Here is a 17,054-nt window from a genome sequence, read left to right as displayed (position 1 = left end):
TCATACCCTACGCTTACCCGGCCTACATGCCAATTGTAGGCCCGTGCAAGCGAAGCGCCGCCGGGCAAAACGGGCAGCGTGCGCGTTGTTAGCTATCTGCCCCTTGTTCAGCGCCCAACCCGGCAATCGACTTACGTCGTTTTTTTAACTTTAACTCACTCACCAGCACCCCGGCGACGATAAATGCCGCGCCCACCAGGGCCAGCAGCGGCAGACGCTCCCCGGCCAGCCGCCCGAAAATGCCCGCCCAGACCGGTTCACCAGTATAAATCACCGTCGCACGGGTTGGCGATACGCTGCGCTGCGCCCAGTTCATGGTGACCTGAATAATGGCGCTGAAGATACCCAGCCCCAGTGCGACCACAACCAGCCCGGTGGAAATCGGCGGTACGGACTCGCCTGCCGGAACCATCGTCGCGAAGGCCACCAGCGACGCCGTGGCGAGCTGCACCACCGTCACCCGCTTAACGTCGACCTTGCCCGCCCAGGCGCTAATCAGAATAATTTCCGCCGCAATGGCAATCGCCCCAATCAGGGTGATGATTTCGCCCGGCCCCAGCGCCAGCAGGTTATTTTCCGGCCCGGCCAGTAAGATCAGACCGATAAACGCCAGCACGATGCCAATACAGGACATCAGGCCCGGAATTCTGCCGAGGCAGAGCCACTGCAATAGCGGCACCAGCGGCACATACATGGCGGTAATAAACGCGGATTTGCTGCTGGAGATAGTCTGTAAACCCCACGTCTGCAGGCTATAGCCCATCGCTATCGCCACACCAATCGCCACGCCGGCCTTAAGCTCTTTAAGCGTCAGCCCCCGCAGCGTTTTAAGCGAAATCAGCCCAACGGCAAGCGCCGCCGTCGCAAAGCGCAGGCCAACAAAAAAGAACGGATCGCTAAGGGTTACCGCGTACTGAACGGCCAGGAACGTCCCGCCCCAGAACATGGTGATGAGAATGAGGATGGCTTCCTGCGGTTTTACGGAGAATTTGAAGCGTGAGACAGACATGCGGCACTCGCAATTAAAATCAATTCTCTAGTGTGCGTTGCCTTTGGTTACAGTTCAATGTTGCAGAAATAAAAAAACCGCCGGGAAATCCCGGCGGCAGGGGTTCAACCCGGCGTGTTACTTATTGCTGCCGTGGCTGTTTTTGCCCCCTTTTTTACCAGCCTCTGATGCGCGCTGAGGGTCATTTTTGAAGTTACCCCCGCTGGACTGGCCACCTTTACGACCTGCTTCTGATGCTCTTTCACGGTCTTCAGCGAAATTACCTGAACCACCACGATGGTTTGCCATCTCTAACCTCCAGAGTGTGAAACATTAGACATCATATTGCATTCAGTAAAAGAGGATTCTTTCACCTCGCGACTCAAGGACAGTGCCTTTATCTGTGCCGCGTGAAACTAAGCTTAGTGGAATGCGGCTATCCAGCAAGCCAGAGGTAATATTCTGCAACATGATCTCAGTCTTTTGGGTGAGACGACGCGACGGTGACTCATAAACCTTTCTTATCATTTCAAAATTCGACTGAGAGAAAGTTGTTTCATTTTGCTACAAAGCCATCTTTGTAATCATATTGTTATAAATCAAAGAAATGCCGTTCATTTTTGCAGTCTGGCTGTGATGGCATATCTTTAAAAGAACGCAGCGATCCGCTGTCAGAAAAAACAAACGAGGAGTGATGCAAAATGGCAAAAGTTCTGGTGCTCTATTATTCCATGTATGGACACATTGAAACCATGGCTCACGCGGTAGCAGAAGGTGCAAACAGGGTTGATGGCGTGGAGGTTGTGGTGAAACGCGTACCGGAAACCATGCAGGCGGAAGCCTTCGCGAAAGCCGGGGGGAAAACGCAAAACGCCCCGGTCGCCACCCCGCAAGAGCTGGCAGATTATGATGCCATTATCTTCGGCACCCCAACCCGCTTCGGCAATATGTCGGGTCAGATGCGCACCTTCCTCGATCAAACCGGCGGACTTTGGGCATCCGGGGCGCTCTACGGCAAACTCGCCAGCGTATTCAGCTCTACCGGCACCGGCGGCGGTCAGGAGCAGACGATTACCTCAACCTGGACTACCCTTGCTCATCATGGGATGGTGATTGTGCCGATTGGCTACGGCGCGCAGGAGCTGTTTGACGTTTCCCAGGTGCGCGGCGGTACGCCTTACGGTGCAACCACCATTGCCGGTGGGGACGGTTCACGCCAGCCAAGCAATGAAGAACTGGCTATCGCCCGCTATCAGGGTGAACACGTCGCGGGTCTGGCCAAAAAACTGAACGGCTAACACCCAACAGGAGGACAAGCATGCCAACTCAAGAATCCAAAGCTCACCACGTGGGCGAATGGGCAAGTTTACGCAATACCTCTCCGGAGATTGCCGAAGCTATCTTTGAAGTCGCTAAATACGATGAAAAGCTGGCCGAGCAGATTTGGGAGGAAGGTAATGATGAGGTGCTGGTGCGCGCCTTCGAAAAAACGGATAAAGACTCGCTCTTCTGGGGTGAGCAAACCATCGAACGTAAAAACGTCTAAGCGTTTCCCCCCCCGCCGCAGCGGGGGGTTCTCATTTACTTCGCCGCGTTATTCATGACCGCATTGAATTTATCGACAGGGCAGAAGCCATTCGCATCCACCGGACAGTCTTTCAGCTCCAGCGTCACGCGCTGCGCAGGCGACTGCAGTGACAGCACGCTGGCGTTACGCAGCTGCTCTGAGCTCTGGTAGACATACTCAATTTTCATCAGCTCGCGGTTGGCATTTTTGTCATGCCAGCGCTGGAAGACAATCTTGCCGCCAATCGGGGTACGTTCCTGCTGGTCGTGCAGCTGATACGGTTTGAAATCCAGGGCGGTGAGCAGGGAAGCAATGTTCGAATCATGCCCCACCAGCAGTGTGATCTTAGGCGCTTTCGCCTGTTCGGTGACCAGGGTTTTATCGATATATTTCACCAGCGGTTTCGCCACGTTTTGCGCCACCTCGGTGGAGGTAAACAGCGAGTCCTGATAGCCGTTCTTCAGCTTCGACAGCACACGCCACTGCTGGTCAGTCTTGATCTCACCCCAGGCCACCTGGTCGGCCGGGAAGCCTTCGTAATACTGCAGCGTAAACGCATCCACCAGCGAGTTACCCACCTTCAGCGGCCCGGATACGCCAGGCTCTTTTTCATAGTCGGCGCTGAAGGTGTCTTTCGCGTCTGCCAGCGAGCAGACCTTTTTCTCTTTGCAGGACGGAGAATCCGCGTAGTTCGTCATTTGCTCCAGCAGCTTATAGCTTTCGCCAAGCTGCATTTTCTGCCGTTCCGTCTCCATCGCCTTCAGCGCTTTTTCACGGAATTCCGGCGAGTTATCGGTAATCACCGGGTTAAAGGTCGGATCCATGGTGCCCATTTTTTCCTGATGGTGCACGGGAACGTCGCAGCCCGGGAACGCGCCGGTGATAAAGAATTGCGCGGTGGCGACGGTGCGCTGCAGGCTGTTGGCATAGGCATAAACGCTATCCGCTGGAGGGCATTCTCCGGTGGTTACCATTCCCTGCTGCGCCAGCCACTCGCGCATGTAATGGCCCATATAGACTTCCAGCACGCCACCCTTGGTGGTGAGCTGACCGCCCGGCACTTCCCACTCCGGCCACTGCTTCGGCGTGGACTGCTCCAGCACGCTGCCGTTATTGGCGAGCGGCGCGCGCAGGTTGTGACGGCTCATGATTAAAACTTGCTCCAGCTGATATCCGTCTGGCGTCTCCTGCGCCTGTGCGCCAAAGGTCACTGAAAGAGTACCTGCGACTGCAACTGCGAGTAGTGCTTTTCTCATCCCTTATTCCTCACGCGTTTTATTGTTGCGGCGAGTGTGACACATTCGTGACAGCTTTTTCGGGAAGCATTTCTCAAAGTGATGATTAACGTGCTTACGGTGTGTGCCAATTAGTTTTATAATAAAACCACACCCTACCGGAGAATTGACCGTGAAACGTACCCGCCTTGAAGAGAGCACCTGCCCCGTCGCCCGTTCACTGGATATCATCGGCGACTGGTGGTCGCTGCTGATCGTGCGCGACGCGCTGCGCGGGATTAAACGCTTCGGCGAGTTCCAGAAAAGCCTCGGTATCGCAAAAAACATGCTGACCACGCGGCTGAAGCTGCTGGTCGACGAAGGCATTCTTACGCTTCAGCCCGCGTCCGACGGCAGCGCCTGGCAGGAGTATGTCCTGACCGATAAAGGGCGCGCCCTGCAAACGGTGCTGGTTGCTCTGTCCCAGTGGGGGAATGAATTTTTGTTTGCTGAAAACGAATGCGGCACCGTGCTGGTCGATAGCGAACAGCGCAAACCCCTGCGCAGGCTGGCGCTTATTGCCGACGATGGGCGCGAACTGACGCCAGAAGAGATCGAGGCTAAACTCCCCTCCTGATCGTTCCCGATGGCAAAAGCACAAAATGCTCACCAAAATGGTTGCATTATAAAACCAAATGACAGAAAGTTAATTCAGTTTCATCTTGAAACCAAATAACCCACTTTGTCTTGAGGTAACACACGATGACTACGCAAATCACCACCGCCCTGATTACGGGCGCCTCTTCCGGGATTGGTGCTGTCTATGCTGACCGTCTTGCCGCGCGCGGTGCTAACCTGGTACTGGTTGCCCGCCGCGAGGATCGCCTGAAAACCCTCGCTGCCGACCTGCGCGCGCGCTATGGCGTGGCCGTCGATATTCTGGTGGCCGATCTCACCGACGAGACCGGGATCCGCGCCGTGGAAGAGAAGCTGCGCAGCAATACCGCCATTGACACGCTTATTAACAACGCGGGCACCGCCCAGATGGCGCCGTTCCTCGCAGGTGACGTGGCGCAGCATCAGGCCATCAACACCCTGAACACCACGGCGCTGATGCGTCTGACCTACGCCATCCTGCCCCGACTGGCGCAGAACAATCGCGGCACGCTGATCAATATCGCGTCGGTGCTGGCCCTGCACGTGCGGGCGGGCAGCGCGCTCTACAGCGCCACCAAGGCGTGGGTACTAAGCTTTACCCGTGGGCTACAGGAAGAGTTTGCCGACAGCAGCGTGCGTATTCAGGCCGTGCTGCCCGCCGCCACGGCGACAGAAATCTGGAGCCATTCAGGCGTCACGGTGAACGATCTGCCGGAAGGATCGGTGATGACCACCGACGATATGGTCGATGCGTCGCTGGCGGGTCTGGATCAGGGCGAACCGATCACCATCCCCCCGATGCATGACGCAGGCCTGTGGGAGCGCTACGAAGTGGCGCGCCTTGAGCTGTTCAACAGCGCGCGCACCGGCATTCCGGCACCGCGCTACGTAAAACGCTAGCCTAACGCTCCAGCTGGTCACCGTATTCGCTCACCCAGGCGGCCAGCGGAGAAAGCGCACCCTGAAGGGTTAGCCCCAGGCCGGTTATCTGATACTCCACGCGCGGCGGGATCTCCGGATAGACCGTCCGCGTCACCAGCCCGCGCTGTTCAAACAGGCGAAGCTGTTTGGTCAGCTCTTTTTGGGTGATGGGCGCGGCCGCCCTCAGCAGTTCGCCAAACCGCACGGGCGTATTGAGGATAATCAGGCGATAGAGGATCGGGATCGCCCATTTACCGGAAATCAGGTTCACAAACTGCGTCATTGGGCAGGTGTAAACCTCAGATTTTTTTTCGCATGACACGTCCAGCATTTCTGCCATAGCACACCTCTTGCCGCGTTAGTATCCATTTGGTACCTGGTTTCCTTTCGATACTAACGTTTCTATAGTGCTTTCTCCAGTGACATTTCAGGAGAAGAACATGGGTCGTTTAACAGATAAATATACGCTGATTACCGGCGGCACTAGCGGCATCGGTCTTGCCACCGCGCAGGCGTTTATCGCCGAAGGCGCGCGCGTCGCCGTGACCGGACGCAACCCGGACACCCTCGCCGAAGCAGAACGTATTCTTGGCGATAAGGCCTGGGTGATCCCGACCGATGCGGGAGATATCACGTCGCAAAAAGCGCTGGCGGACACTCTCGCCGCTCGCTGGCCGCGCCTCGATGCAGTGTTTCTCAACGCTGGCGACGTGACGCACGCGCCGCTGGAAGCCTGGCAGGAGGATGCCTGGGACCGCCTGATGGGCATCAACCTGAAGGGACCGTTCTTTTTAATTCAGGCGCTGCTGCCGCTGCTGAATAACCCATCGTCGGTTATTCTCTGCGGCTCCGTGAGCGCGCGCATCGGCCTGCCCACCAGCAGCGTGTATGCCGCGAGCAAGGCCGCCCTGCTGTCTCTGGCGCGTACGCTGTCGGCGGAGCTGCTGCCACGCGGGATCCGCGTCAACGGTCTGAGCCCCGGTCCGGTGGAAACCCCGGCGTTTACGAAGACGGGCCTAAGCGATGAGGCGCTTAACGCGATGATGGCAGAGGTCATCAAGCTGGTCCCGCTCGGCAGAATGGGCTCGACGACGGAGCTGGCAAAAGCCGCGCTCTATCTGGCGTCCGACGAGTCGAGCTATACGGTAGGAACGGAGCTGCTGGTGGACGGCGGAATGGGAAGTTTGTAAATCAAAAGGCGCTGATGCCGGTGACCGCGCCGACGTACAGCGCCGCCCATACGCAGGCGGAAAGCAGGCTGACGGCGTAGACCTTGGCTGCATTCAGCCTGAGCATCCCAGCTGCCAGCGGTACGATGTAGCGCAGGACCGCCAGAAAGCGCGACGTAAACAGCACGATGACACCGTTCGTTTGCAGCTGGTGCTGTACCCGCAAGAACTTATCGGTGTGCTTCGACGTGAAACGCGTGACCAGCCGGGTATGCCCCATCAGCTGGCCGATATGGTAGTTCAGCACCGACCCCGCCGTTGCCCCCATCACCACGGCAAGCCACGCCAGCGCAGGATGCATGCTCCCCTGGCCGACGCTGATGCCCGCCAGCAGCATCACCGAGGCGGGCGGCAGCACGGAGGAGACCAGCACCGTGGATTTACTCAGCGCCATCACGAATAACAGCGCGAAAAGATGTGCCGGATAGAGGGCAAAATGATTCAGCAGATTATCAAGCCACGCCATTTTCCTCTCCTCCATTGATTATTTAATCCTTTATTAGAAATGAATCACCTTAAATAAACCCTCAACGTTTAATTAATAAAACTCTCCTAAACCATTCTTAAACATTATTTAATTTTCTGAGCGGCAAAATGAAATAAGCGTATTATCCCTCTCGTTTTACAACGATCTCGTTATGGCGAGGCTCCTGTACAAATACACGTTATCGCTCTGGTGGGTTCGAGAGAACCGGCACAGGGTAAAACAGGCACTGTCGAATCAAGGCTTTGTCAGTATAACTTCCCTTACGGGATACGGTGTACAGTGCTGAACCCAGGACGTGGGGATCTCCTCTTCGACATGCCCTGTCTTGCTCGCCCCTGAGAGATGTTATTATTCAAAGGGAATTCACTATGTCTTACGCTATTCACAACCAAAATCTGGCATTCAATGACAGCGCGATCGCGCAATATATGAATACTGACTTTATCGTCCTTGATATTTCATTATGCGTGGCGCTGGCGCGCGAGCAATTCTTCGAAAAATTAAAAGACGACGATATTCCGTCGCATATTTTCATTGAAGATAACGGTCGCCTCGCGGGCATGATTGCCGTGCGCAAACTCTTGCAGACTACCGATACGCTGCAGTCCGTTAAGGCGCTGATGATTTCGGAATTTATTCAGGTTAAACCCGAAGATGAACGTGCGGACGTGGCAGGCGTGCTGGCCCACGCCGGGGCGGATGTGGTGCCGGTGGTCACCCACGGCAAGCTGGTCGGCTGCCTGACCGAGCGCGAGATCGCCCATCTGCTGGAAGATGACGTCACCGAAGATGCTCAGCTTCAGGGTGCAACGCTGCCGCTGGAAAAGCCCTATCTGGAAACCAGCGCCTTTAGCCTGTGGAAAAAACGCTCCGTCTGGCTGCTGCTGCTGTTTGTCGCGGAAGCGTATACCAGCTCGGTGATCCAGCACTTCGAGGAGGCGCTGGAGTCCGCCATTGCACTGGCGTTCTTTATTCCGCTGCTGATTGGCACGGGCGGCAACAGCGGGACGCAGATCACCTCCACGCTGGTGCGCGCGATGGCGCTGGGGGAAGTCCACCTTCGCGACGTCGGGCGCGTGCTGCGCAAAGAGATGACCACCTCGCTGATGATTGCCGCCACGCTCGGTATCGCCGGGTGTATTCGCGCCTGGATGATGGGTATCGGCCTGGAGATCACGCTTATCGTCAGCCTGACGCTGGTGTGTATCACGCTCTGGAGCGCGATTGTGTCGTCCGTGATCCCCATGGTGCTCAAGCGCTGCCGGATCGACCCTGCCGTGGTGTCCGCACCGTTTATCGCCACGCTGATTGACGGGACCGGGCTGATTATCTACTTCAAAATTGCCCAGTACACGCTGGGGCTAGAGTAAGCTTGCGAGCACCTCATTCACGTGATTGAGGTGCTCACTTCGCTACGCATCGCCGAGCTGATGCGCGATCTCACGCAACTGCTGGGCAAGCGCCTGCAGGTTTTTCCCCTTTTCCCCTTTTGGCCCGGTGGACTGACGCACCACCAGACGGGCAGGTAAAATCGAGGACATCCGCTGGGCATTCTCTTCACCGCTGTCGAGAATACGGCGCACCGCCTCTTTACCCTGCAGATCTAAATCCAGCGATACCGTCGTCAGCGCCGGGTAGAAGAACGAGCTTTCATAGGTGTCATCGTAGCCAATCACCGACTTCTCGCCCGGAATTGAAATCTGCTGCTGATGGAACGCGCTCAGCACGCCGAGCGCCATCTGGTCGTTAGCCACCAGCACGGCGGTAAACTGCGCCGTCTCCCGCAGCATTTGCAACGCTCCCGAATAACCGCTTTGCGCATCCCAGTTGCCGCGAATGACCGATGCTGGCTCCAGGCCGTAGCCCTTCAGGGTCTCGATCCAGCTTTTCAGCCTCAGCTGCGCCGAGACGGAAGACGTCGGCCCCGCCAGCAGGGCAATGTCGCGATGCCCCAGTTCGTAAAGATATTTGACGCTGGCGCGGGTGCCGTCCGCCGGGTTAAACGAAACGTTAAACACGGAACTGTACGGGTCCACGTCGAGGAACAGGCAGACAATGTCATCGTTGTCGGTGGCGATTTTCTGCGCCGCTTCAGCCTCCAGCGGCACGTTGATGATCACTTTGCTCACCAGCTGGGATTTCAGCTCGTTGATGGAATCCTGGATGCTGTGGTTGACGTTCTCATCAATCATTGAGATCAGTACCTGGTAGCCTTCCACATTGGCATAGCGTTTCACAGCCGCCGCAACCTGCGAAGGCGCGTGCAGCGCCAGCGAAATGGTCACCAGCCCAACGGTCTGGCTCTGCTTGCCCACCAGTTGCTGAGCCAGTCGGTTGGGTACATACCGCAATAACTCTATGGATTTCTCCACCTTGCTGCGCGTGGCGTCGGATACATTGGCAGACTTATTCAGTACCCTGGACACGGTCTGATAGGAGACGCCCGCATGGCGTGCCACGTCCTCTAACGTTGCGCTTTTCGACTTCATGGTCCGGTTCCTTATGTTGTTATGCGCTGATTGTAACAGGGGTGCTGAAAAAAAACGCTTGTCACCCTCTCGCTGCGGGCATAACACCATCAAAAAGTATGACGCTCACAATGCCATAATTTGTGTCCAATCTCATTACTCGTAACAAAATTGTCTATTTTATTTGCAGTTAATCACACATTTCAGATCGTGTAATTGCCAGCCAACGGGTTTAGGCATTTTATGACAGCGGATTTGTGAACGTATTACAAAACAATAAGAGGGTTACAATGAACACGACGATCCGCTCTGTATCTGTTGCGTTGGCTGCCGCGCTGGCATCGCCTTCGCTGTTTGCAGCGTCTTCAGTACCGATTGATTTTCATGGATATCTTCGCTCCGGCGTGGGCGTCTCACGGGATGGTGGGATGGAGGAGTGGCAAAAAAACAAAATTGGCCGTCTGGGTAACGAGGCCGACACCTACGGCGAGCTGGAGCTAGGCTCCGAGGTATACAAAAAGAACGACGTCAGTTTCTATCTCGACAGCATGGTGAGCATGGTATCAGACGGCTCCAACGACAATGAAACCACCTTAGATGACGATGCCCAGTTCGGCCTGCGCCAGCTTAACCTGCAGATCAAGGGGCTGATCCCCGGAGATCCCAATGCGGTAATTTGGGGCGGTAAGCGCTACTACCAGCGCCATGACCTGCACATCATTGATACCAAATACTGGAATATTTCCGGCTCCGGTGCGGGTATCGAGAACTACACGCTTGGCCCGGGCGCAGTCTCCGTTGCGTGGATCCGCGGCGATGCTAACGACGTGGACTATCGCGTGGATGGCGACAGCGACGTTAACATCAACTACATCGACCTTCGCTATGCGGGCTGGAAGCCGTGGGCGGGCGCGTGGACGGAAGTGGGTATTGATTACGCCATGCCAAACCCGACCAACAAGCAGAAAGAGTACGGCGGGCTGTACGAGGCCGATAACGGCGTGATGGTCACCGGTGAGATCAGCCAGGATATGTTTGGCGGCTATAACAAGCTGGTGCTGCAGTACGCCAATAAAGGTCTGGCCCAGAACATGGTGTCACAGGGTGGGGGCTGGTACGACATGTGGAACTACGTGAACGACGCCACCGGCTACCGCGTGATTAACACCGGCTTAATTCCGATTACCGACAAGTTCTCCTTTAACCACGTCCTGACATGGGGCTCGGCAGACGACACCACGCAGTATACGGACAAATCACGCCTGGTATCGCTGGTGGGGCGCGCACAGTATCAGTTCACCGAATACGTGCGTCTGATTGGCGAAGTGGGCGGATTCTACCAGGAAGATACTTATACCGACGGCACTAAGTACAAGCAGAGCGGCGAGAAGTACACCCTCGCGCTGGGCCTGGCAGACGGTCCTGAGTTTATGTCACGTCCTGAACTGCGCGTCTTCGCCTCCTATCTGAATGACTCCGAAAAAGGGCAATCCTTCGAGGATGGCACGGCCAACAATACCTGGAACTTTGGTGTGCAGGTCGAGGCCTGGTGGTAAGTCTTAATTCATAATTTGCGTTAATCGTTATCGTATCTCCAACAACCTGCAGTCTATTTTACTGCTTTGGGATAGCCATTACTTTGGCTATCCCTTTTTTATATTTACTGATTAAAATGTTCGTCTAATAATTTCCGTAATGTATCAGACTGCCTGCCGAATATAGCATGCACCTGCTGACCGATAATAATCACCCCCAGCGCCCCCTCATTCTGTAACGCCTGTGAATCGACCTTATTTAAATCTTTTACCGTCACGCGCAGGCGGGTAATACAGGCTTCGACGTGCTCGATATTATCGTCGCCGCCAAATGCCGGAATTAAACGCTGGGTAATTTGACTGTCCATAATACGCCTCTCTGTTATGCAGATAAAAAAATGCCTGCTCGGGGAGCAGGCGTTTTGTGCCTTGTTGCCGGGACGGTGCGGTCTGATGCCCTCACCCCAACCCTCTCCCACAGGGAGAGGGAGAAAATCAACTACGCTTTACGCCTGAGCACCCGACAGTCCCACGGCAGCAGCGCGGTGTCGCCTGCTGCAGCAGTGTCGGTCATGCAGTCGGTATACCCCTGCGGCAGCGTGATGAGCTGCTGCTGGGCCGTGTAGTTCTGCACAAACACCCAGGCGGTTTCGCCATCCGTGCGCGCCGTCGCGACCACGCCCGGAGGGAAATCCCCCTCGACCGCGCGCGGCAGCGCCAGCTCGGCGATAATCCCGGCGAAGAAATCGCGCTGGAACGGCAGGTCGTTGCGCGACGCCACGTGCCACGCCTTGCCTTTGCCGAAGCGGTTGACCGTCACCGCAGGGCGACCGGCGTAGAAATCATCCCGGTAGGTCGCCAGCGCCTGCGCGGATTCAGTATGGATCAGCTCGCACAGATGCCTGACCTGATACGGCCCCTGCAGGCCCGCCGCATTGCCCGCCAGCCCCTGAACCAGGTTTCGCTCCCCCTCGCCCAGGCAGTCAATCTCTTCCGCCCAGATGCCGAGGAGCTTGCGCAGCGGGCCCGGGAAACCGCCGAGGTGGCAGAGATCGGTCTCATCTACTACCCCGCTCCAGTAGGTCGTCACCAGATGCCCGCCCGCGGCCACAAAGGCTTCCGCCCGCTCGGCGAAACCTTCGCGCACCATGTAGAGCATGGGGGCAATCACCAGCGCGTAGCGGCTCAGATCGCCGTCAGCGTCGATGACGTCGACCGCGATGCCCTTTTCCCAGAATGGACGATAGTGTTCGTTGACGGTTTTTTCGTACTCCAGCCCCATGTTGCGCGGGCCTTCGGCATCGTCCAGCGCCCAGCGGTTTTGCTGGTCAAAGATAATGGCCACGCGCGCGTCGGTGCGGCACCCCACCACCTCAGGCAGACGCGCCAGCATCTCCCCCAGACGCGTCACTTCGCGCCCGACGCGGGTATCAAGATGCCCCACGTGATCGATAATCGCACCGTGGAATTTCTCCACCGACCCGCGGCTCTTACGCCACTGGAAGTACTGCACAGAATCCGCCCCGTGCGCCACCGCCTGAATAGAGGAGAGAATATGCATTCCCGGTTTTTTCAGCTTGCTGGTCGGCTGCCAGTTGGTGGTGCTCGGCGTGGACTCCATCAGCACAAAGGGTTTACCGCCCTTCAGGCTGCGCATCATGTCGTGGTACATGGCGGTATAGCAGGCCAGCTGCGTTTCGTCTTTCTCCTTGTGCCACATCGGGTAGCTGTCCCAGGAGATGAAGTCGATCGCTTTCGCCAGCTGCCAGTAGTCGTAATCGTAGAAATACTCCATAAAGTTGGTCGTCACCGGCAGTTCGGCATTGGCGGCCTTCAGCGGTGCCACCTCATGCTGGCAAAAATCGGTGACCTGCGCGGTATTGAAGCGGCGCCAGTCGAGATTCAGGCCGTGAATCGACATTTCTCCCTGCGGCGCGGGGGACTCAATCTGCGACCAGTCGGTGTAGGTATGGCTCCAGAAGGTGCTCCACCACGCATGGTTCAGCGCATCGAGGGTTTTGTAGCGCGCCTTTAGCCAGTCGCGGAAGCGTTCCTGGCACAGGCTACAGTGGCATTCGCCGCCGTACTCATTGGAGATATGCCAGCCCAGCACCGCCGGATGATGCGAATAACGCGCCGCCAGCAGGCTGTTAATTTTCATCGTCTTTTCGCGGTAGACCGGAGACGACATGCAGTGGTTATGACGCCCGCCGTGCAGCGCGGGGACGCGGTTGCGCCCGACGCGCAGCACTTCCGGATATTTTTGCGACATCCATGCCGGACGCGCGCCGCTCGGCGTCGCGAGAAATATATGAATGCCCGCCGCATAGAGTTTTTCAATAATGCTGTCCAGCCAGGCAAAATCATATTCCCCTTCATGCGGTTCCAGTTTCGCCCAGCTAAATATCCCCACCGACATGACATTACATTTCGCCTGCTGCATCATGGCGATATCTTTTTCAATAATACCGGGGTAATTCTCCCATTGCTCCGGGTTATAGTCGGCGCCATGCAATAACGCCGCGACCTTTGGACTTAAAGGCGCAAATTTATTCATATTTAAAACGTCCTGAATGGAGATAAAAACTAGTTAAATACCGTTATTGACGGCAGCACTTTGCCCTGGCAATCAAATAACGCCTGATTCTCACGGGCATTACCCTCTTTCCACTCGTCATGGATATATTTCATGCCGGTTTTGGTGGCCCACGTGGTGCCCGGAACGGCTATCCAGGTCGGTTCCCAATAAAAGATGCCCTTGCCGCGACGGTCAGGCACATCAATAACGGACTGCATTAAATCGTGAATATAATCGTACTGACCCTGAACGGTGCCGGGATAGCCGCCGTCCTTTTCTTCTTTGGCCTGGAAGCTGTTCTCGGCGTTATCGCAGTTCTCCAGCGTATAGCCGTAGGCCGCTTCCACCACAATCACGTCTTTGTTATAGCGCCTGCTGATGTCATCCATGTTGGCCTTCAGCGCGCTAATCGGGCCATTCCAGTAGGTGTACATCGACAGGCCGATGATATCGAACGGCACGTCGCGCTTCGTGATTTCATCAAACCACCAGCGGAAGGTGTCATTTTTGGTGCCTTCGGCCAGATGGAGCATGATTTTCACCTGCTCGCCGTCGGTCAGGTTCTCCTTTAGCCCACCAATCGCGGCGTTGAGCAGCCCGGCCAGGCGGTCAAATTCACCGCCGCCCTGCCCCCAGCTTTTCCCTTCCGGCCACAGCATGCCGCCGTTAATTTCGTTTCCTATCTGCACCATGTCCGGCAATACGCCCTCTTTCTTAAAGCGGGCGATCGTGTCGTGGGTATAGTCATGAATAGCCGTTTTCAGCTGCGGGTAGTCCATCTTCTCCCAGGCTTTTGGCTTGAACTGTTTGCCCGGATCGGTCCAGAAATCGCTGTAGTGGAAATCGAGCAGCAGCTTCAGGCCCTGCGCCTTTACGCGCTTCGCCAGCGCGAGGGTGTTTTCGAGATTATTACTGCCGCCGCCGTAGGTGTTGCCGTCGGCATCCTGCGGATCAACCCACAGGCGCAGGCGCACGGTGTTCACGCCGTTAGCTTTGAGGATAGCCATCGCGTCCTGCTGCTGGCCGCTCTGGTTATAAAATTTGGCACCATGTTGTTCCGCTTCCAGCAGCGTCGAAATATCCGCGCCCTTGATAAAGTCCGCGGGCATGGCGTTAAAAGGACGCGTTTGCACCCCGTCCGCAGCAAACGCGCTCGCGGCCAGGCCACATGAGAGGCAAACGGCAAGTAAAGCAGGTTTGAGTCTTTTCATGATTATCCTTTGGTACTCCCGGAGGTCAGGCCGGAGACGAAGTATTTTTGTAATGCCAGATAGAGGATCGCTACCGGCACCGCAATCAACACCGCGCCTGCCGCGTAGGTGGTGTAGCTGGCACCCATTTTTTGCGCCACCAGGTTATAGAGCCCGATGGGTAAGGTGTATTTGTCCGGGGTGCGCAGAATCGTGCTGGAGAGGATGAAATCCCCCAGCGGCCCGGTGAAGGAGAACAGCGCCACCACCGCCACAATCGGCTTCGATAGCGGCATGATAATTTCGATGAAAATCCGGAAATTACTGGCCCCGTCCATGCGCGCGGATTCATCCAGATCTTTCGGGATGGCGTCGAGGTAGCCTTTCATCAGGTAGGTATTCATCGGGATCATGCCGCCCACGTAGATCAGCACCAGCGCCAGATGGCTGTTGATGAGGCCTAAAAGCTGCGACAGCACGAAGATGGCAATCAGCGCCGAGAACTGGGGGATCATCTGCAGGAGCAGGAACAGCATCAGCCCGTTCTGGCGTCCCTTAAAGCGAAAGCGCGAAAAGGCATAGGCGGTAAAGCTGACGCTGATTAAGGTCAGCACCATGGTCAGGAAGCTGATTTTCATCGAGTTCCAGTACCACGTCATGTAGTTCACCTGGCCGTTAAACAGGTCGGCGTAGTGCTGCACCGAAAAGTTCTCTGGAATAATTGAGGAGCTGAGCAGGCTATTACCCGCGTTAAACGACGCGCCGACCGTCCACACCAGCGGGTAGATGATAATCGTCGACACCAGCACGATAACCAGCCAGGAGAGCGAGAGGCGTACCCACTTCTCACGTTTAATACTTTGTGATTGAGCCATTGTTACGTCCCTTACGCCATGTCGTCGTTTTTGAAAGATTTGGTGGCGCGGAACTGCCACAGCGCCAGGCCGACGACAAAGATCGACAGCAGAATAGTGATGGTCGCCGCAATCGCGTACTGCGACGACGACATGGTGAGCTTGTAGATCCACGACACCAGGATATCTGTCCCACCCGCATTGGACCCCACCACCGCCGGCCCGCCGTTGTTGAAGAGATAGATGATGTTGAAGTTATTGAAGTTGAAGGTGTATTGGGTAATCAGTATTGGCGCAATGGAATAAAGCACCAGCGGCAGCGTGATGGTGCGCAGCTTGGTCGCGCTGCTGGCCCCGTCCATGGTGGCGGCTTCGTACAGATCGTCAGGGATCGCCTGCAGCACGCCGGTGGTCATGGCAAAAACAAACGGGAAGCCGAGCCAGGTCTGCATCAGGATCAGCGCCGTTTTTGTCCAGAACGGATCGGTCATCCAGGCTTTCGGCGCAATGCCGAAGAAGGCCAGAATGGCATTGTTTATCACACCGAAAGAGTCGTTGAACATTCCGGCAAACACCAGAATGGTGACAAAACCCGGCACCGCCCACGGCAGAATGAAGATGGTGCGGATAAGCGGCTTAAAGCGCAGGTCTTTCTGGTTCACCAGGATAGCCAGCAGCACGCCCACGGTACATTGCAGCGTGGTGGCGAGCAGCGTCCAGACCACCGTCCACTGCAGGACGTCAAAGAAGGTTGAGCGCCAGATGGAGAGCGTGAAAATATTGATGAAGTTCTTAAACCCAACCCAGTCCACCAGCTTAGCCGGCGGCGTGTGGTAAAGATTGTAGTTAGTAAAGGCGATGGCAAAACCGAAGAGGATCGGGAAAACCACCACAAACACCAGCAGAATAAAGCCCGGCGTGATCATCAGATACGGAAAGCCGTCGCTCAGCAGCATCTGATACTGCTTACGCACGCTGTTTAGCCCCAGCCCTTCATCGCGTTTTCGGCCGTTGACCCACGCATCGCGCATCGACAGGTAATACACCATCACACCAAATGCGGCAATCAGTACGCTAATGATCCCTTCTGCCAGCAGGAAGATGGAGTTATCCCGCGGCACTTCCTCCCCCAGCGTCACCAGGCCCCAAAGTCCTTCGCGCAGGAAATCGGCAAAAACGCCGATAAAACTGGCCAGCAGCACCAGGAAGATAACGCCCTTCAGCCACTGGCGATGATAGAACTGGCCGAAGCCGGGGATGAGCGCCAGCAGCAGGCCGGTCCAGGCGTGACGCCCGGCCCCGTGCGGTCTGGCAAAATTTTCCGGGATGATACTCACAGACAACTCCTTTCAATAAAACGGGAGAG

General features: G+C 56.2%; 18 protein-coding genes and 1 riboswitch. Of the genes, 7 read left to right on the top strand and 11 right to left on the bottom strand.

Annotated elements, in window-relative coordinates:
* Nucleotides 1-88: 88 nt before the first annotated feature.
* Together HV355_RS17475 and HV355_RS17470 are read right to left on the bottom strand one after the other, a co-directional pair.
* On the bottom strand, nucleotides 89-1,009 hold the full coding sequence (locus HV355_RS17475) for a DMT family transporter (RefSeq protein ID WP_182402837.1): 921 nt from the start codon (nucleotides 1,007-1,009) through the stop codon (nucleotides 89-91).
* Between the two features lie 117 nt (nucleotides 1,010-1,126).
* Nucleotides 1,127-1,297, bottom strand: a complete 171-nt coding sequence (locus HV355_RS17470; protein ID WP_001273664.1) for a general stress protein — start codon at nucleotides 1,295-1,297, stop codon at nucleotides 1,127-1,129.
* Between the two features lie 392 nt (nucleotides 1,298-1,689).
* On the opposite strand from HV355_RS17470, the gene wrbA reads away from it, so the two are divergent.
* Together wrbA and HV355_RS17460 are read left to right on the top strand one after the other, a co-directional pair.
* A complete protein-coding gene (wrbA, locus tag HV355_RS17465; RefSeq protein WP_010429487.1) occupies nucleotides 1,690-2,286 on the top strand; it encodes an NAD(P)H:quinone oxidoreductase in 597 nt (198 codons plus the stop codon).
* A 20-nt stretch (nucleotides 2,287-2,306) separates the two neighbouring features.
* Complete coding sequence (locus HV355_RS17460; RefSeq protein WP_008499832.1) at nucleotides 2,307-2,534, top strand: YccJ family protein; 228 nt, start codon at nucleotides 2,307-2,309, stop codon at nucleotides 2,532-2,534.
* 35 nt (nucleotides 2,535-2,569) lie between these two features.
* Here HV355_RS17460 and agp read toward each other — a convergent pair whose 3' ends face one another.
* Nucleotides 2,570-3,811: a bifunctional glucose-1-phosphatase/inositol phosphatase gene (gene agp, locus HV355_RS17455; protein WP_010429482.1), complete on the bottom strand. Its 1,242-nt coding sequence runs from the start codon at nucleotides 3,809-3,811 to the stop codon at nucleotides 2,570-2,572.
* A gap of 151 nt (nucleotides 3,812-3,962) precedes the next feature.
* Here agp and HV355_RS17450 point away from each other — a divergent pair, with 151 nt between their 5' ends.
* Complete coding sequence (locus HV355_RS17450) at nucleotides 3,963-4,406, top strand: helix-turn-helix domain-containing protein (RefSeq protein ID WP_148399646.1); 444 nt, start codon at nucleotides 3,963-3,965, stop codon at nucleotides 4,404-4,406.
* Nucleotides 4,407-4,531: 125 nt separating this feature from the next.
* Nucleotides 4,532-5,326: an SDR family oxidoreductase gene (locus tag HV355_RS17445; protein ID WP_182402835.1), complete on the top strand. Its 795-nt coding sequence runs from the start codon at nucleotides 4,532-4,534 to the stop codon at nucleotides 5,324-5,326.
* 1 nt (nucleotide 5,327) lies between these two features.
* Here HV355_RS17445 and HV355_RS17440 read toward each other — a convergent pair whose 3' ends face one another.
* The gene (locus HV355_RS17440) at nucleotides 5,328-5,687 is read right to left on the bottom strand and encodes a helix-turn-helix domain-containing protein (protein ID WP_182402834.1); all 360 of its coding nucleotides are present in this window, start codon (nucleotides 5,685-5,687) and stop codon (nucleotides 5,328-5,330) included.
* A 100-nt stretch (nucleotides 5,688-5,787) separates the two neighbouring features.
* Between HV355_RS17440 and HV355_RS17435 the strand changes: the two genes are divergently transcribed.
* On the top strand, nucleotides 5,788-6,537 hold the full coding sequence (locus tag HV355_RS17435) for an SDR family oxidoreductase (RefSeq protein ID WP_108416060.1): 750 nt from the start codon (nucleotides 5,788-5,790) through the stop codon (nucleotides 6,535-6,537).
* A gap of 1 nt (nucleotide 6,538) precedes the next feature.
* On the opposite strand, the gene HV355_RS17430 is transcribed toward HV355_RS17435, so the two are convergent.
* Nucleotides 6,539-7,042 carry a DedA family protein gene (locus tag HV355_RS17430; RefSeq protein ID WP_182402832.1) on the bottom strand — a complete coding sequence of 168 codons (504 nt, stop codon included), beginning with the start codon at nucleotides 7,040-7,042 and terminating at the stop codon, nucleotides 6,539-6,541.
* 159 nt (nucleotides 7,043-7,201) lie between these two features.
* A riboswitch (M-box (ykoK) riboswitch) is annotated at nucleotides 7,202-7,371 on the top strand.
* Nucleotides 7,372-7,431: 60 nt separating this feature from the next.
* Here HV355_RS17430 and HV355_RS17425 point away from each other — a divergent pair.
* Nucleotides 7,432-8,433 carry a magnesium transporter gene (locus HV355_RS17425; RefSeq protein ID WP_089598404.1) on the top strand — a complete coding sequence of 334 codons (1,002 nt, stop codon included), beginning with the start codon at nucleotides 7,432-7,434 and terminating at the stop codon, nucleotides 8,431-8,433.
* 42 nt (nucleotides 8,434-8,475) lie between these two features.
* Here the strand turns inward: HV355_RS17425 and HV355_RS17420 are convergent, their stop codons facing one another.
* On the bottom strand, nucleotides 8,476-9,552 hold the full coding sequence (locus HV355_RS17420; protein WP_010429458.1) for a LacI family DNA-binding transcriptional regulator: 1,077 nt from the start codon (nucleotides 9,550-9,552) through the stop codon (nucleotides 8,476-8,478).
* A gap of 269 nt (nucleotides 9,553-9,821) precedes the next feature.
* Here HV355_RS17420 and HV355_RS17415 point away from each other — a divergent pair, with 269 nt between their 5' ends.
* Entirely contained in the window at nucleotides 9,822-11,087 is a 1,266-nt protein-coding gene (locus tag HV355_RS17415) for a maltoporin (RefSeq protein WP_010429455.1), read from the top strand.
* A gap of 104 nt (nucleotides 11,088-11,191) precedes the next feature.
* On the opposite strand, the gene HV355_RS17410 is transcribed toward HV355_RS17415, so the two are convergent.
* From HV355_RS17410 to HV355_RS17390, 5 genes are all read right to left on the bottom strand, one after another.
* Nucleotides 11,192-11,434 carry a PTS transporter subunit EIIB gene (locus HV355_RS17410; protein WP_072250618.1) on the bottom strand — a complete coding sequence of 81 codons (243 nt, stop codon included), beginning with the start codon at nucleotides 11,432-11,434 and terminating at the stop codon, nucleotides 11,192-11,194.
* A 131-nt stretch (nucleotides 11,435-11,565) separates the two neighbouring features.
* A complete protein-coding gene (locus HV355_RS17405; RefSeq protein ID WP_182402830.1) occupies nucleotides 11,566-13,623 on the bottom strand; it encodes a beta-galactosidase in 2,058 nt (685 codons plus the stop codon).
* Nucleotides 13,624-13,652: 29 nt separating this feature from the next.
* Complete coding sequence (locus HV355_RS17400) at nucleotides 13,653-14,855, bottom strand: arabinogalactan endo-beta-1,4-galactanase (protein ID WP_182402828.1); 1,203 nt, start codon at nucleotides 14,853-14,855, stop codon at nucleotides 13,653-13,655.
* 2 nt (nucleotides 14,856-14,857) lie between these two features.
* Nucleotides 14,858-15,709, bottom strand: a complete 852-nt coding sequence (locus HV355_RS17395; protein WP_042715482.1) for a sugar ABC transporter permease — start codon at nucleotides 15,707-15,709, stop codon at nucleotides 14,858-14,860.
* Nucleotides 15,710-15,720: 11 nt separating this feature from the next.
* Nucleotides 15,721-17,025, bottom strand: a complete 1,305-nt coding sequence (locus tag HV355_RS17390) for a sugar ABC transporter permease (RefSeq protein WP_108416055.1) — start codon at nucleotides 17,023-17,025, stop codon at nucleotides 15,721-15,723.
* Nucleotides 17,026-17,054: the final 29 nt, after the last annotated feature.

This window comes from Enterobacter sp. RHBSTW-01064 (assembly GCF_014103035.1).
Classification (GTDB): Bacteria; Pseudomonadota; Gammaproteobacteria; order Enterobacterales; family Enterobacteriaceae; genus Enterobacter; species Enterobacter mori.
This window is presented reverse-complemented; position numbering and strand designations above follow the sequence as displayed.